This is a genomic window from Streptomyces sp. NPDC107550 (assembly GCF_055639095.1).
In genome coordinates this window covers 297,986-313,588 of the sequence record NZ_JBVKBC010000004.1, presented here as the reverse complement: position 1 = coordinate 313,588, position 15,603 = coordinate 297,986, and the positions used below count along the sequence as shown (strand labels likewise).

Below are 15,603 nucleotides of genomic sequence, written 5' to 3'. Positions count from 1 at the left end.
CGGGCCCCTTCTCCACCACTGGGGAACACATGCGCATTCGTGCCACCGCGGCCGCCGTGACGGTTTCCGGCGCCCTGGCCCTCACCGCGTTCGCCGTCCCGGGCGCTCAGGCCGACTCTCACAGTTGGTCCGGCCCGGCCGGCGGCAAGGACCTCGTCAAGCTGGTCCAGAAGCACACCGCCGACGCTCCGGCCGCCAAGAGCGGCGCCCGCGCCCTGGCGACCGACCCGGGTGACGCCTACGCGCTGGACCTGAAGTTCTCGAAGCTCGCCGTCAACAAGGGCAAGCCGATCGTCGCCGGCACGTCCAACGCGGTGAAGGTCCCGGTCAGCTACACCGTCACGCACGGCGCCGACGCGGGCATCTTCGCCGACGACTTCATCCTGATGACGGTCCTGCACTGGGAGAGCAGCAACGACGGCAACGCCGTCTTCACCAACGGCGCTTCCTGCAACCTGATCTCGGCCACGACCGCCACCTGCACCGACACGATCACGGTCAGCCCGAAGGCGGACCTGCTCAACAGCGACGCCGGTGCCAAGTGGATCGCGGACGGCATCGCCATCGCCCCCAACGGCCAGGACATCGACAGCGAGAACGCCGACTGGAGCAAGGTCGGCATCGCGGAGCAGGACGGCCTGCTGAAGAAGATCGCCTTCCAGCGCTACTCCAAGCTCACCGCCAACGCCACCCCCGAGCCCGTCAAGAAGGGCAAGACCATCACGGTGTCCGGCGCCCTGACCCGCGCCAACTGGGACACCGCCAAGTACGCGGGCTACACCGGCCAGAAGGTCACTCTGCAGTTCCGCAAGAAGTCGGCGAGCACGTACACCGACGTCAAGACGGTCACCTCGGACTCCAGGGGCAACCTGAAGACCACGGTGAAGGCGTCCGTCGACGGCTACTTCCGCTACAAGTTCGCCGGCACGTCCACCACCTCGGGTGTGACCTCCGTCGCCGACTTCATCGACGTCCGCTGACGCAGCACCGACCCCGTCAGCCGTCCCGGTAGGGACTACGCGGGGAAGCGGCGGCCGACCCACTTCCACAGGAACTCAAGGGCGGCCGCCGCCACCGCCGCGATACCGACCGCCGTCCACGGCATCGGCGCGCCGACCAGCTTCAGGGCGAAGAAGTCCTGGAGCCACGGCACCACGAGCACCACCAGGAACGCCAGCCCCATCGCCGCCACCAGGCACACCCGCCACCACGTGTAGGGGCGGGCGATGATGGCGAGGACCCACATCGAGATCAGGAAGAGCGTCAGCGTCGCCGAGCTGGTCTCCGCGCCGAGCGCGTCCGTGCCCGTGTAGTAGTGCCGGGCGATCATGTACGTGATGAACGTGGCGACGCCCGCGACGACCCCGCCGGGGATCGCGTACCGCATCACGCGCCGTACGAAGTGCGGTTTCGCGCGCTCCTTGTTGGGCGCGAGCGCCAGGAAGAACGCGGGCACGCCGATGGTCAGCGTCGACAGCAGCGTCAGGTGCCGGGGCAGGAACGGGTACTCGACCTGGAAGCAGACCACGAGCAGCGCGAGCAGCACCGAGTAGACGGTCTTGACCAGGAACAGTGTCGCCACGCGCGTGATGTTGCCGATGACGCGGCGGCCCTCCGCGACGACCGAGGGCAGCGTGGCGAACGAGTTGTTCAGCAGCACGATCTGCGCGACCGCGCGCGTGGCCTCCGAGCCGGAGCCCATGGAGACGCCGATGTCGGCGTCCTTGAGGGCGAGCACGTCGTTGACGCCGTCGCCGGTCATGGCGACCGTGTGCCCGTGCGACTGGAGGGCGGCGACCATGTCCCGCTTCTGCTGCGGCGTCACCCGCCCGAACACGGTGCCCTCGTCCAGCGCGTCCGCCATCGCCGCCGGCTCCTTGGGCAGGGAGCGGGCGTCCACGGTGTTCTCCGCGCCGGCGAGGCCGAGCTTGCCGGCGACGGCGCCGACCGACACCGCGTTGTCCCCGGAGATGACCTTGGCCTTGACGCCCTGCTCGGCGAAGTAGCGCAGGGTGTCGCCCGCGTCGGGGCGCAGCCGCTGCTCCAGGACGACGAGCGCGACGGGCGTGGCGTCCTGGGCGGCGTCCGGGGCGTCCAGGTCCCCGGCGCCCGCACCGGCGAGCAGGAGGACGCGCAGCCCCTGCCGGTTCAGCTCCTCGGTGTCCTTGAGCGCGGGGTGCCCGGCGGGCAGCAGGACGTCCGGGGCGCCCAGCAGCCAGGAGCTCGCGGTGCCGTCGGGCTCGCTGAACGCGGCGCCGCTGTACTTGCGCGCGGACGAGAACGGCAGCGCCTCGGTGCAGCGCCACCCCTCGCTGTCCGGGTAGGCGTCGATGATGGCCTGGAGGGAGGCGTTGGGCCGCGGGTCGCTGGCCCCGAGCGCCCCGAGCACCTCCCGTACGCGGCTCTCCTCGGCGTCGCCGAGCGGCTTGAGGTCCGACACGTCCATGCCGCCCTCGGTGAGCGTGCCGGTCTTGTCGAGGCAGACGGTGTCGACGCGGGCCAGGCCCTCGATCGCCGGCAGCTCCTGCACCAGGCACTGCTTGCGGCCGAGCCGGATGACACCGATGGCGAAGGCGACCGAGGTCAGCAGCACGAGCCCCTCGGGGACCATCGGCACGATGCCGCCGACCGTGCGCGCGATGGAGCCCTTGAGGTCGTTCTGCTTGACGACGAGCTGGCTGATGACGAGGCCGAGCGCGGTCGGGATCATCATCCACTGCACGTACTTGAGGATCGTGGAGATGCCGGAGCGCAGCTCGGAGTGGACGAGCGTGAACCGGCTGGCCTCCTCCGCGAGCTGTGCCGCGTACGCCTCCCGGCCGACCTTCGTCGCGGTGAACGCGCCGCCGCCCGCGACGACGAACGACCCCGACATGACCTCGTCACCCGGCCGCTTGACGACCGGGTCCGCCTCGCCGGTCAGCAGCGACTCGTCGATCTCCAGGCCGTCGGCCTCGGCGCAGGTGCCGTCCACGACGATCTTGTCGCCGGGCCCGATCTCGATGAGGTCGCCGAGGACGATCTCGGAGGTGGAGATCTCGGTGGCGCTCCCGTCGCGCCGTACGGTCGGCTTGGCCTCGCCGATGACGGCGAGGGAGTCGAGGGTCTTCTTGGCCCGCCACTCCTGGAAGATGCCGATGCCGGTGTTGGCGATGATCACGAAGCCGAAGAGGCTGTCCTGGATCGGCGCGACGAACAGCATGATCAGCCAGAGCACGCCGATGATCGCGTTGAACCGGGTGAAGACGTTGGCGCGGACGATCTCCGCGAGCGAGCGCGAGCTGCGCACGGGCACGTCGTTGACCTCGCCGCGGGCGATGCGCTCCGCGACCTCGGTGCCGGTCAGTCCCGTGGCCCGGCCGGGGACGGGCACCGGGTGCACCGGGTCCAGTTCCGCGCCCGCGTCGATGTGCGTCATGGGAACGACAGTACGGGCGATTTATGCCCTTCACCCCTCGGGCGGCCCAAAGATCCGACCTGCGGAGGACCCGGTTCCTCCCGGGGGTGTACGGGGGTGCGGGGCGCCCCGCGCGGGCCGGGCGCCGGGGCGCCGAAAGCTCCGCCGGAGGGCCGCCCGGGTCAGGCGCCCGGGGCCGGGGCGGACGGGGACGCCGGAGCGGACGCCGCGCGCTTGATGGCGGCGTCCCGCTTGCGCACGTACCAGACGCCGATGAGGCCGAGGCAGCCGCCGGCCAGGCAGGTCCAGACCCACCACGTGTGGCCGTGGTCGGAGAACCAGCCGTAGAAGGGCACCTGCACGAGGAAGAGGACGAACCAGAGGATCGTGCCGCCGGTGATGGTGGCGACCACGGGCCCCTCCAGGGGGTCCGGCGCCTCGTGCTGGGGTGTCCACTTCGCCATGCGCACAGCTTACGAGGCGGCGCCCGGGGGCGGCAGAGGGCCCGTACCCCAAGGGTCTACGCGCGGAGATAGCGATTTCGCCTTCATATGTTCATACTGAAACCGCCTGAGTATGGCCACTTCTGTTCGTATGAAACGCCAGACAGAGCTGCGGGGAGACCTGCTGGCGAGGATGCGACGGCCACACTCGATCACGTTGTCCCCCGCCGCGGATCGCCGCCGATCCCGCCCACCGCTGAATACCGCTGAGGTCACCCATGTCCACTTCGGCCACCGCCCCGGTCGATGTCAACGACGAGCCGCCCATGGCCCCGAAGAACGGCTTCGACCGGTACTTCAGGATCTCCGAGCGCGGCTCGACCGTCGCCCGCGAGATCCGCGGCGGCTTCGCCACCTTCTTCGCGATGGCCTACATCATCGTGCTGAACCCGATCATCCTGGGCAGCGCGAAGGACATGTACGGGCACCAGCTCGACCACGGCCAGCTCGTCACCGCGACGGCGCTGACCGCCGCGTTCACCACGCTCCTGATGGGCGTCATCGGCAACGTGCCGATCGCGCTCGCCGCCGGCCTCGGCGTGAACACGGTCGTCGCCCTCCAGCTCGCGCCGCGCATGTCGTGGCCCGACGCGATGGGCATGGTCGTCCTCGCGGGCTTCGTCGTCATGCTGCTCGTGGCGACCGGACTGCGCGAACGGGTGATGAACGCGGTCCCGCTCGGGCTGCGCAAGGGCATCGCCATCGGCATCGGCCTGTTCATCCTGCTGATCGGCCTCGTCGACTCCGGTTTCGTCTCGCGCATGCCCGACGCCGCCCACACCACCGTGCCGCTCCAGCTCGGCGGCGACGGCCACCTCAACGGCTGGCCGGTGCTCGTCTTCGTGCTCGGCGTGCTGCTGACGCTCGCGCTGCTCGTGCGCAAGGTGCCCGGCGCGATCCTCATCTCCATCGTCGTCATGACGGTCGTGGCGATGATCGTCAACGCCGTCGCCAAGGTGCCGTCCTGGGGCCTGACCACCCCGAAGTGGCCCGGCAACCCCGTCGCCACGCCCGACTTCGGCCTGGTCGGCAAGGTCTCGCTGTTCGGCGGCTTCGACAAGGTCGGCGTGCTGACCGGCATCCTGTTCGTCTTCACCGTGCTGCTGTCGTGCTTCTTCGACGCGATGGGCACGATCATGGGCATCAGCGACGAGGCGAACCTGACCGACGACAAGGGTCAGATGCCGGGCATGAACAAGGTCCTGTTCATCGACGGCATCGCGGTCGCCGCGGGCGGCGCGTCCTCGTCCTCGGCCACCACCTGCTTCGTGGAGTCCACGGCCGGCGTCGGCGAGGGCGCCCGTACGGGCTTCGCCAACGTCATCACCGGCGGTCTGTTCACCCTCGCGCTGTTCCTCACGCCCGTCGCCACGATGGTCCCCTCGCAGGCGGCCACCCCGGCACTGCTCGCGGTCGGCTTCCTGATCCTGTCGGGCGGCATCCGCGACATCGACTGGGGCGACTACACGATCGCCATCCCGGCCTTCGTGACGATGCTGATGATGCCGTTCACGTACTCGATCACCAACGGCATCGGCATGGGCTTCATCACCTTCACCGTGCTGCGCGTGGTCGCGGGCCGGGCCAAGGAGGTGCCGGTCGCCATGTACGCGGTCTCGGCGGTCTTCGCCTTCTACTACCTCATGCCGGCCCTCGGCCTGACCTGAGCACCCTGGTGACCCGCGCGTTCTACGGGGCTGCTCAGGCGGCCCCGTAGAACCGCTGCGTCTCTTCGACCGCCGACTTGAAGCGTTCGTCGAAGTCGTCCCGCACGAGCGTCCGGACCACGTAGTCCTGGACGCTCATTCCTCTTTTCGCCGCATGCCCCTTGAGCCGGTCGAGCAGCTCACCGTCTATCCGCAGGCTGAGCACAGTCGATCCCATGCGGAACAGCGTCGCGGTGTGTCGTGGCCGGTTGTGTCACTTTCCGGATCCGCCTCACTCGTTTGAGTGATGAAACGGTTATCTCCCGTCGCGTGCGCACCCCCGGTGTCGCGGATCACGCGCCACGCGGTGCTCCGGTGGTAGTCGTTAGACGAGGTAATGAGTTATGCTAACGAACATGCCGGACCTCTCCCATGGCGACGATGTGGCCGCCGTGAACTCGCTGCGCTCCGCCGTGATGCGCCTGTCCCGTCGACTCAAGCACCAGCGCGTCGACGAGTCGCTGAGCCCCACCGAGATGTCGGTGCTCGGCACCCTCGCCGGCTGCGGCTCCGCCACCCCGGGCGAACTCGCCCGCAAGGAGCACGTACAGCCGCCGTCGATGACCCGCATCGTGGCACTCCTGGAGGCCAAGGGCCTGGTCAGGCTGGAGCCGCACCCCGAGGACCGGCGGCAGAAGGTGGTCACCTCCACCGAGCGGGCCGAGACCATGCTCCTGGAGAGCCGCCGCAAGCGGAACGCCTGGCTGGCCGACCTGGCCGCCGGGCTCGACGAGGACGACTGGGCGAAGCTGCGCGCCGCCGCGCCCGTCCTGGAGAAGCTCGCCCATCTGTGAACGAAGGCCGGAGCCAGACGACCGCCGAGGAGGCGAACCCGCATTGAGTACGGGACCCGGAGCACACTCCGCCCCCGCACCTACCCCTACGAAGAAGACCCGTAAGCCCTCGATGTTCGCCAGCCTGAAGGTACGCAACTACCGGCTGTTCGCCACCGGGGCCGTCATCTCCAACACCGGCACCTGGATGGCCCGCATCACCCAGGACTGGCTGGTGCTCTCCCTCACCGGGTCCTCCGCGGCCGTCGGTGTCACCACCGCCATGCAGTTCCTGCCGATGCTCCTGTTCGGCCTGTACGGGGGTGTGATCGCCGACCGGTTCGCCAAGCGCAGCCTGCTGTTCTGCACGCAGGGCGCCATGAGCCTGTCCGGCCTCTTCCTCGCCGCGCTGACGCTCTCCGGCAACGTACAGGTGTGGCACGTCTACGTCGCCGCCTTCTTCACCGGGCTCGTCACCGTCGTCGACAACCCCACCCGGCAGTCCTTCGTCTCCGAGATGGTCGGCCCCGACCAGGTCCGCAACGCCGTCTCGCTGAACTCCGCGAACTTCCAGTCCGCGCGGCTCATCGGGCCCGCCGTCGCCTCCGCGCTCACCGCCGCGGTCGGGCCCGGCTGGGCGTTCCTCGCCAACGGGCTGTCCTTCCTCGCGCCGCTCGCCGGCCTGATGCTCATGCGCACCCATGAGCTGCACAAGACCAAGCTCACCCCGCGCGGCAAGGGGCAGCTCCGCGACGGCCTGCGGTACGTCTCCCGGCACCCCGAGCTGATCTGGCCGATCGTCCTCGTCGGCTTCGTCGGCACCTTCGGCTTCAACTTCCCGATCTGGCTCAGCGCCTACGCCAACGACGTCTTCCATGGCGGGGTCGGCCAGTACGGTCTGTTCAACACGCTCATGGCCATCGGCTCGCTCGCCGGTGCGCTGCTCGCCGCGCGGCGCCGGTCGACGCGGCTGCGGGTGCTCGTGGGGGCGGCGATCGGGTTCGGCGCGCTCGAGGTCGTCGCCGCGTGGGCGCCGGGCGTCTGGGCCTTCGCCCCGCTGATCGTGCTGCTCGGCATCCTCGGGCTCACGGTCAACGTCACCGCGAACTCCACGGTGCAGATGGGGACGGATCCGGAGATGCGGGGGAGGGTGATGTCCCTCTTCATGATGGTCTTCACCGGGGGTACGCCGTTGGGCGGGCCGTTGTTCGGGTGGCTCGCGGACGCGTACGGGGTGCGGGTCAGCTTCATGCTCGGGGGGCTCATCTGCGCGGGGGCGGCTGTCGGCGTCGGGTTCATGCTGGCGCGGGCGGCCAATCTGCGGCTCAAGGTGGACCTGCGCCGCGGCGAGCCCCACGTCCAGTTCGTGCCCCGGGAATCCCCGTCCCCAGCGCTGGCCTGACCGGCGGGGGGCGGCCCTCAATCTCCCGCCAGTTGGGTGGCTGATCGCGCAGTTCCCCGCGCCCCTGGGTCGTACGTCGTCCGCGGGTGGGTGGGGCTTCTCGCGCAGTTCCCCGCGCCCCTGGAGGGGCGACTGCGTCGCACCCTCCCCCTGGGGAGCTGGGGCGAAGCCCCGCTCCCTCAGGGGCGCGGGGAACTGCGCAACGTTCAGGTCAGCAGGGCCTCGCCGGAGAACTCCCCAGGGGCGCGGGGAACTGCGCGACCAGCCACGACGAGAGTCGCGGTAACCCACCCACCCCAGGGGCGCGGGGAACTGCGCGTTCAGGCACCCGAGCCGCACCCGGCGACGAAGGGCGCGGCCAGCGCGTTACGCTCAAGGGCGTGGACCCCAAGACGCGGAACCGGATCATGGCCGGAGTACTCGTACTGATGTTCGTCGTAGTCGCCGTGGCCTCGATCGGCCGATAAGCGCCCCGCGCCAGAGCGAACCGCCTACCAGGCGAACGCCTCCGGCGACGGCCCCGGCCCCGGGAAGATCTCGTCCAGCCCCGCCAGCAGCTCCGCGTCAAGCTCCAGCCCGACCGCCCGCACGGCGGAGTCCAACTGCTCCCGGGTCCGAGGCCCGACGATCGGCCCCGTCACCCCGGGCCGGGTCAGCAGCCACGCCAGAGCCACCTCACCGGCCGCGAGCCCGTGCTTGCCGAGCAGATCCTCGTACGCCCGGACCTGCTCCCGCACCCCCGTGTGCTCCAGCGCGGCGGCACTGCGCCCGTCCCGCCGCCGCTTGCCCTCGGCCTCCTTCTTGAGGACCCCGCCGAGCAGACCCCCGTGCAGCGGGGACCACGGGATGACCCCGAGCCCGTACTCCCGCGCCGCCGGGATGACCTCCATCTCGGCGCGCCGCTCCGCGAGGTTGTACAGGCACTGCTCGCTGACCAGGCCGAGGCTGCCCCGCCGGGCGGCGGTCTCGTTGGCCTGGGCGATCTTGTAGCCGGGGAAGTTCGACGACCCCGCGTAGAGGATCTTGCCCTGCTGGACGAGGACGTCGACGGCCTGCCAGATCTCCTCGAAGGGGGTGCGCCGGTCGACGTGGTGGAACTGGTAGATGTCGATGTAGTCCGTCTGGAGCCGGCGCAGGCTCGCCTCGACCGCCCGCCGGATGTTCACGGCGGAGAGCCGGTCGTGGTTGGGCCACACGTCACCGTCGCCGGCCATGTTCCCGTACACCTTCGTGGCGAGGACGGTCTTGTCCCGGCGCCCGCCGCCGCCCGCGAACCACGTGCCGATGATCTCCTCGGTACGGCCCTTGTTGTCGCCCCAGCCGTACACGTTCGCCGTGTCGAAGTAGTTGATGCCCTCGGCCAGCGCCGCGTCCATGATGGCGTGACTGTCGGCCTCGCCCGTGTGCGGCCCGAAGTTCATCGTGCCGAGGACGAGCCTGCTGACCTTGAGTCCCGTACGTCCGAGCTGTGTGTACTTCATGCCCCCACCCAAAGCGCTGGAGCGCACTCGAAGCAAGGGCGCGCGCCGCCGTCAGGCACGGGTCAGGGCGTACGGGCCGCCCACCGCCCACGCCTGGTGCAGCGCGTCCGCGAAGGCCGCGGCCAGTTTGTGTTCGCCGGAGGCGTTCGGGTGGGTGCCGTCGTACGTGTCGTCGGCCAGGGAGTACGCGGGCGGGGCCGAGGCCAGCAGGAGCGGGGAGCGGGGTTCGTCGAGGTCGGCGACCGTCTTGGCGAGCAGGGTGTTGAAGCGGTCGACCTGCGCGTCGAAGGGGGCGTCCGTCTCGGCCCGTACGTTCGGGATGACGGGGAGCATGACCATGCGGACGGCCGGGTTCGCGGTGCGGGCGGCGGCGATGAAGCGGCGGACGTTCGCCGCGGTCTGCTCGGCGTCCGTGTAGAAGCCCAGGTCGATCAGGCCGAGCGAGATGAGCAGGGTGTCGGCGCCGGTCGCCGCGACGGCGTCCGCGATCACCGGCGCCATGTGCTGCCAGCCCTCGCCCCAGCCCGCGAGGTGCGCCTGCGGGAAGGCGGGGTCGGCGTAGTCGTGGGTGCCGCCGTACAGGGCGGTGCGCGGGCCGACGATCTCGGCGTCGGTGCCCGTGGCGCGCAGATGCCGCCAGAAGCGGTGGCGCCAGGTGTGCTCGCCCGCGCTGCCTATCGTCATCGAGTCGCCGACGAACATGAACCTGAGCATCCGCTCATCATCGTGGATGGGCGCCGCGCCGGGCGATGTGAGGCTGGCCACCTCCCCGTCGGGGCGGGGTGGCAAGCTTGCCGCATGCGTTCGTACCGGGCCGCCGCCTTCCCCGCCGCCGCCGTCCTCGCGCTCGGCGCCGCCGCGCCCGCGTCCGCCGCCGACCCCGGCGCCGACGGCTTCACGATCAAGGACCCGAGGATCACGGAGTCCAGCGGCCTCGCCGCCTCCCGCGCCCACCCGGGCGTCTACTGGACGCACAACGACAGCGACGACGGCCCGTACCTGTACGCGATCGACGGCCGCACCGGCGAGACCCGCGCCCGGATCACGCTCACCGGCATCGGCAGCCCGCGCGACGTGGAGGCGATCTCGCTCGGCCCCGACGGGAACCTGTACGTCGGCGACATCGGCGACAATCTCGGCGGCAAGTGGGATCACGTGTGGATCTACAAGCTGCCCGAGCCGAAGAAGCTCGTCGACCAGAGCGTCCGCGCCACGCAGTACGTCGTGAAGTACGCGGACGGCCCGCGCAACGCCGAGTCGCTGATGGTCCACCCGAAGACCGGCCGCGTCTACATCGTGCAGAAGAGCGAGGACGGCGGCGGTCTCTACGAGGGCCCGGCCACGCTCGATCCCGCCGCCACGAACACCTTCCGCCGCGTCGCGGAGATCGATCTGTGGGCGACGGACGCCGCGTTCTCCCCGGACGGCCGCCGGCTCGCCGTACGCGGCTACTTCGGCGGTATCGCGTACGCGTGGAAGGACGGAAAGCCCAAGCGCGTAGGCGAGTTGAACGTGCCGCTGCAACCCCAGGGCGAGTCCGTCACGTACACGAACGACGGCAAGACGCTCCTGTACGGGAGTGAGGGGCGGGGCAGCAAGGTCGAGCCGGTGGAGGTCGAGGGCGGCGCGGACGCGGGCTCGTCGGACGGCTCCCCGGGCACGGCGGACTCCGGCGCGGACGGGGGCGGCTTCACCGGGAAGGCGGGCGCGGTCGGCGCGGCGGCCGTCCTCATCGTGCTGTTCGGCGTGGGGCGCCTGATGCGCAGGAGGCGCTGAGCGCGCTCGGGGCGGTACGCGCGAAGGGCCGCCGCCGGGCGTTCCCGGGGCGGCCCCTCGCGGCGGTGCGCCGTGCGGTCAGAGCTTGCCGATGACGTGGTCGACGCAGGCCGTCAGCGCCTGGACGTCGGCCGGGTCGATCGCCGGGAACATGGCGATGCGGAGCTGGTTGCGGCCGAGCTTGCGGTACGGCTCGGTGTCCACGATGCCGTTGGCGCGCAGCACCTTGGCGACGGCGGCCGCGTCGATGCTGTCGTCGAAGTCGATCGTGCCGATGACCTGCGAACGCTTGGCGGCGTCCGTGACGAACGGCGTCGCGTACTTCGACTCCTCGGCCCACCCGTACAGGCGCGACGAGCTGTCCTTCGTACGCGCCGTCGACCAGGCGAGACCGCCCTGCCCGTTGATCCAGTCGAGCTGCTCGGCGAGCAGGAACAGGGTGGCGAGCGCGGGCGTGTTGTACGTCTGGTTCTTACGGGAGTTGTCGATCGCCGTGGGCAGCGAGAAGAACTCCGGGATGTGCCGGCCCGACGCGTGGACGCGCTCGGCGCGCTCGATGGCGGCGGGGGAGAACACGCCGATCCACAGGCCGCCGTCGGACGCGAAGGACTTCTGCGGGGCGAAGTAGTAGACGTCCGTCTCGGCGATGTCCACGGGCAGGCCGCCCGCGCCGGACGTCGCGTCCACGAGGACGAGGGCGCCCTCGTCGGCGCCGGCGACGCGCTTGATGGGGGCGGCGACACCGGTGGACGTCTCGTTGTGCGTGAGGCCGTAGACGTCGACGCCGGACTCGGCCTTCGGCTCCGGGTGCGTGCCCGGGTCCGAGGCGATCACGGTGGGCTCGGCCAGCCAGGGGGCCAGCTTGGACGCCTTGGCGAACTTGGAGGAGAACTCGCCGAAGTTCAGGTGCTGCGACTTGTTCTCGATCAGGCCGTGGGTCGCGATGTCCCAGAACGCGGTGGAGCCGCCGTTACCGAGGACGACCTCGTAGCCCTCCGGGAGCTGGAAGAGGTCCCGCACGCCCTCGCGGACGCGGCCCACGAGGTTCTTGACCGGGGCCTGGCGGTGGGACGTGCCCAGGAGGGACGTGCCGGTGGCGGCCAGGGCGTCCAGCGCCTCCGTGCGCACCTTGGAGGGGCCCGCGCCGAAACGTCCGTCGGCGGGCTTGATGTCAGCGGGAATCTGGATCTCAGCCACGGTAGCGAGGGTAGCGGGTGTGTGGGGTGGGCCCGCGCCCCTGTCCGCCCGATGAGACATGCCCCCACCCGAGATCATGCCTCGGATACTTCCCCGGCCGGGCCCCTTGTACTGCACGTCTTGCGCAGTTCCCCGCGCCCCTATCGGGGCACGACCGTGCGTGGTCATCTGCGGGCCGGTGGGGCGTCTCGCGCAGTTCCCCGCGCCCCTGAAGCATGCACTTCGTGCAGCTTCCCCAGGGGGGAGGTGGCGACGCAGTCGCCCCTCCAGGGGCGCGGGGAACTGCGCGAGCAACCACGACGCGAGTCGAGGTCACCCACCGGCCGGAGCCACCCACCTACCCAGGGGCGCGGGGAACTGCGCGATCAGCCCCCACCGGGCCGCAGATGAAGAACAACGTTCAGGGTGTTGATGATCCGGCCCCCCGCCGGAGGCGCTGGCATGCTGGAGAGATGGCTGAGGAACAGTTCGAGAAGGCCCTGCGCCAGCAGACCCGCGGCGACACCGACTTCAGCACCACCGCCCGCGCCCTGACCACGATGGACGCCTCCAACTACAGAAGGGTCCCGGCGGGCACTTTCGCCCCGAAGGACGAGGAAGACGTACGCACCGCCCTCGCCCTGTGCGCGGAGCACTCCGTCCCCCTCGTCCCGAGAGGCGCCGGCACCTCCATCGCCGGCCAGGCCACCGGCACGGGCCTCGTCCTCGACCTGACCCGCCACATGAACCGCGTACTGGACCTGGACCCGGCGACGGGAACGGCCCGCGTGCAGCCCGGCGTCGTCCTGGACCGCCTCCAGGAGCGCGCGGCCCCGCACGGCCTGCGCTTCGGCCCCGACCCCTCCACACACAGCCGCTGCACCCTCGGCGGCATGATCGCCAACAACTCCTGCGGCTCCCACTCCGTCGCCTGGGGCACCACCGCCGACAACGTCACCGCCCTGCGCGTCGCCACCCCCACCGGCGGCCTCACCCGTATCGCGCGGGGCTGGTCCGGCGCCCCGGACGGCCTGCAAGCCCTGGTGGAAGGGGAGTTGGCGCTGCTGCGTACGGGCTTCGCGGCGTACGAGGGCCTGCCGCGCAGGATCTCCGGGTACGCGGCGGACGCCCTGCTCCCGGAGAACGGCACGGACCTCGCCCGTTTCTTCTGCGGCAGCGAAGGCACCCTCGGCGTCGTCACGGAGGCCACCGTCACACTCGTACGGGCGCCGCGCGCGAAGGCGCTCGCCGTGCTCGGGTACGCCGACGAGGGCGCCGCCGCCGAGGCCGCCGCGGGCCTGCTGCCGCACGGCCCGCTGACCGTGGAGGGCATGGCCGCCGATCTCGTGCCGCCGGGCGCGGGCCTGCCCCGGGGCGGCGCGTGGCTGTTCGTGGAGACCGGCGGCGACACCCGCGCCGAGGCCCGCGCGGCGGCGGACCGGATCGTACGCGCGGCGGATGTCACGGACGCGCTGGTCGTCGACGACGCGAAGGCGCAGCGCGCGCTGTGGCGGGTGCGCGAGGACGCGTCGGGTACGGCGACGCGGATGCCGGACGGCTCCGAGGCGTGGCCCGGCTGGGAGGACTGCGCGGTACCGCCCGCTCAACTCGGCCCGTATCTGCGGGAGTTCCGCGCGCTGCTCGCCGAGCACGGGCTGCGCGGCACCCCGTACGGGCACTTCGGCGACGGCTGCATCCACGTACGCATCGACTTCGATCTGCTGAGCGAGGCGGGCGTCGCGCGGTTCCGGCGGTTCTCCGAGGAGCTGGCCGCGCTGGTCGTCGCGCACGGCGGTTCTCTGTCCGGTGAGCACGGCGACGGGCAGGCCCGCGCCGAACTCCTGCCGAAGATGTACGGGAGCGACCTCGTCGCCTTCTTCGAGCGCGTGAAGGGCGTCTGGGACCCGGCGGACGTGCTCAACCCCGGCATGCTGGTGCGTCCCGCGCGCCTGGACGAGAACCTGCGGTTCGCGGTGCTGCCGCGCCGCCCGGTCGACGTCGCGTTCGGCTATCCGCACGACGGCGGCGACTTCTCGGCCGCCGTCCGCCGCTGCGTCGGCGTCGCCAAGTGCCGTACGGAGCAGGCCCCTTCGGCGTCGGTGATGTGCCCGTCGTTCCGGGCGACGGGCGAGGAGAAGCATTCGACGCGCGGCCGGGCGCGGCTGCTGCACGAGATGCTCGCCGGGGAGATCGTCACGGACGGCTGGCGCTCGGAGGAGGTGCGGGACGCGCTCGATCTGTGCCTGTCGTGCAAGGGCTGCCGCAGCGACTGCCCGGTGGGCGTCGACATGGCCACGTACAAGGCGGAGTTCCTGCACCACCACTACGCGGGGCGGCGCCGCCCGATGGCGCACCTCACGATGGGACGGCTGCCCGCGTGGCTGCGGCTCGTGGACCGGACGCGCACCGCCGCGCTGCTCAACTCCCTTGCCAAGGTCGCGGTGTTGGCGGACGTCGGCAAGCGGCTCGGCGGGGTGGCGCGGGAGCGGGAGATCCCGCGGATCGCGGGGCGGACGTTCAGCGCGCGGTGGCGGCGGGAGTCGGCGCGCCGGGCGCGTGCGCGGGTGCGGGCCGGGGCGGGGCCGCTGCTCGTGCTGTGGCCCGACACGTTCACCGAGCATCTGTCGCCGCAGGTGGGGCAGGCCGCCGTACGGGTCCTTGAGGCGGCCGGGGCGAGCGTCGTCCTGCCCCCGCGCCGTAGCCCGGGCGCGGGCGCCCTGCGGGAGCTGCCGTCGCGGGTGTGCTGCGGACTCACGTACGTCTCGACCGGTCAACTCGACGCGGCCCGGCAGGTGTTGCGGCACACGCTCGACCTCATGGCGCCCGTGCTCGCCACGGACGCGCCGGTCGTCGTCCTGGAGCCGTCGTGCGCGGCGGCGCTCCGCTCCGACCTGCCCGAGCTGCTGGCGGACGACCCGCGGGCGAAGCGGCTCGCGGAGCGCGTCGTCACGTTCGCCGAGGCGCTGGAGCGGTACGCGCCCGACTGGGAGCCCCCGCGCGTGGAGCGGCCGGTGGTCGGTCAGACGCACTGCCACCAGCACGCGGTCCTCGGCGACGCGGCGGACCGGCGGCTGCGTGAACGGGTGGGCCTGGGCGGCGAGTTGAGCGGCGGGTGCTGCGGCCTCGCCGGGAACTTCGGCTTCGAGCCCCGCCATCACGAGGTGTCGGTGGCGTGCGCGGAGGAGCAGTTGCTGCCGTCGCTGCGTGACGCGGCCCTGGACGCGGTGGCTCTGGCGGACGGCTTCTCCTGCCGTACGCAGATGGCGCAGCTCGGCGGGGTACGGGGACTGCATCTGGCTGAGGTGCTGGCCCGCGCCCTGGACGACGATCCGCCGGGCCCATGACGCCCGGGGCCTTGCCTTCGGGGCAGCCCGCGGCCCCGGCCTGAT

The 15,603-nt window shown here is 71.4% G+C and carries 12 protein-coding genes; 6 read left to right on the top strand and 6 right to left on the bottom strand.

The window, feature by feature from the left end:
* Window positions 1-29: 29 nt before the first annotated feature.
* Complete coding sequence (locus tag ACZ7LY_RS08560) at window positions 30-980, top strand: hypothetical protein (RefSeq protein WP_471623766.1); 951 nt, start codon at window positions 30-32, stop codon at window positions 978-980.
* 35 nt (window positions 981-1,015) lie between these two features.
* Here the strand turns inward: ACZ7LY_RS08560 and ACZ7LY_RS08555 are convergent, their stop codons facing one another.
* Together ACZ7LY_RS08555 and ACZ7LY_RS08550 are read right to left on the bottom strand one after the other, a co-directional pair.
* The gene (locus tag ACZ7LY_RS08555) at window positions 1,016-3,418 is read right to left on the bottom strand and encodes an HAD-IC family P-type ATPase (RefSeq protein WP_471623765.1); all 2,403 of its coding nucleotides are present in this window, start codon (window positions 3,416-3,418) and stop codon (window positions 1,016-1,018) included.
* Window positions 3,419-3,579: 161 nt separating this feature from the next.
* On the bottom strand, window positions 3,580-3,861 hold the full coding sequence (locus ACZ7LY_RS08550; protein ID WP_471623764.1) for a DUF2530 domain-containing protein: 282 nt from the start codon (window positions 3,859-3,861) through the stop codon (window positions 3,580-3,582).
* Between the two features lie 257 nt (window positions 3,862-4,118).
* Here ACZ7LY_RS08550 and ACZ7LY_RS08545 point away from each other — a divergent pair, with 257 nt between their 5' ends.
* Window positions 4,119-5,567: an NCS2 family permease gene (locus ACZ7LY_RS08545; protein ID WP_471623763.1), complete on the top strand. Its 1,449-nt coding sequence runs from the start codon at window positions 4,119-4,121 to the stop codon at window positions 5,565-5,567.
* Between the two features lie 34 nt (window positions 5,568-5,601).
* Here the strand turns inward: ACZ7LY_RS08545 and ACZ7LY_RS08540 are convergent, their stop codons facing one another.
* Complete coding sequence (locus ACZ7LY_RS08540) at window positions 5,602-5,784, bottom strand: ribbon-helix-helix protein, CopG family (protein WP_471623762.1); 183 nt, start codon at window positions 5,782-5,784, stop codon at window positions 5,602-5,604.
* A gap of 178 nt (window positions 5,785-5,962) precedes the next feature.
* Here ACZ7LY_RS08540 and ACZ7LY_RS08535 point away from each other — a divergent pair, with 178 nt between their 5' ends.
* Window positions 5,963-6,400, top strand: a complete 438-nt coding sequence (locus tag ACZ7LY_RS08535) for a MarR family winged helix-turn-helix transcriptional regulator (RefSeq protein WP_471623761.1) — start codon at window positions 5,963-5,965, stop codon at window positions 6,398-6,400.
* A gap of 43 nt (window positions 6,401-6,443) precedes the next feature.
* Window positions 6,444-7,781, top strand: a complete 1,338-nt coding sequence (locus ACZ7LY_RS08530) for an MFS transporter (RefSeq protein WP_471623760.1) — start codon at window positions 6,444-6,446, stop codon at window positions 7,779-7,781.
* Window positions 7,782-8,272: 491 nt separating this feature from the next.
* Here the strand turns inward: ACZ7LY_RS08530 and ACZ7LY_RS08525 are convergent, their stop codons facing one another.
* Both ACZ7LY_RS08525 and ACZ7LY_RS08520 read right to left on the bottom strand, forming a co-directional pair.
* Entirely contained in the window at window positions 8,273-9,262 is a 990-nt protein-coding gene (locus ACZ7LY_RS08525; RefSeq protein ID WP_471623759.1) for an aldo/keto reductase, read from the bottom strand.
* A 51-nt stretch (window positions 9,263-9,313) separates the two neighbouring features.
* Window positions 9,314-9,976: a GDSL-type esterase/lipase family protein gene (locus tag ACZ7LY_RS08520; protein WP_471623758.1), complete on the bottom strand. Its 663-nt coding sequence runs from the start codon at window positions 9,974-9,976 to the stop codon at window positions 9,314-9,316.
* 84 nt (window positions 9,977-10,060) lie between these two features.
* On the opposite strand from ACZ7LY_RS08520, the gene ACZ7LY_RS08515 reads away from it, so the two are divergent.
* Window positions 10,061-11,038: a lactonase family protein gene (locus ACZ7LY_RS08515; protein ID WP_471623757.1), complete on the top strand. Its 978-nt coding sequence runs from the start codon at window positions 10,061-10,063 to the stop codon at window positions 11,036-11,038.
* A 78-nt stretch (window positions 11,039-11,116) separates the two neighbouring features.
* Here ACZ7LY_RS08515 and serC read toward each other — a convergent pair whose 3' ends face one another.
* Complete coding sequence (gene serC, locus ACZ7LY_RS08510; RefSeq protein WP_471623756.1) at window positions 11,117-12,235, bottom strand: phosphoserine transaminase; 1,119 nt, start codon at window positions 12,233-12,235, stop codon at window positions 11,117-11,119.
* A gap of 452 nt (window positions 12,236-12,687) precedes the next feature.
* Between serC and ACZ7LY_RS08505 the strand changes: the two genes are divergently transcribed.
* On the top strand, window positions 12,688-15,558 hold the full coding sequence (locus ACZ7LY_RS08505) for an FAD-binding and (Fe-S)-binding domain-containing protein (RefSeq protein WP_471623755.1): 2,871 nt from the start codon (window positions 12,688-12,690) through the stop codon (window positions 15,556-15,558).
* Window positions 15,559-15,603 lie beyond the last annotated feature (45 nt).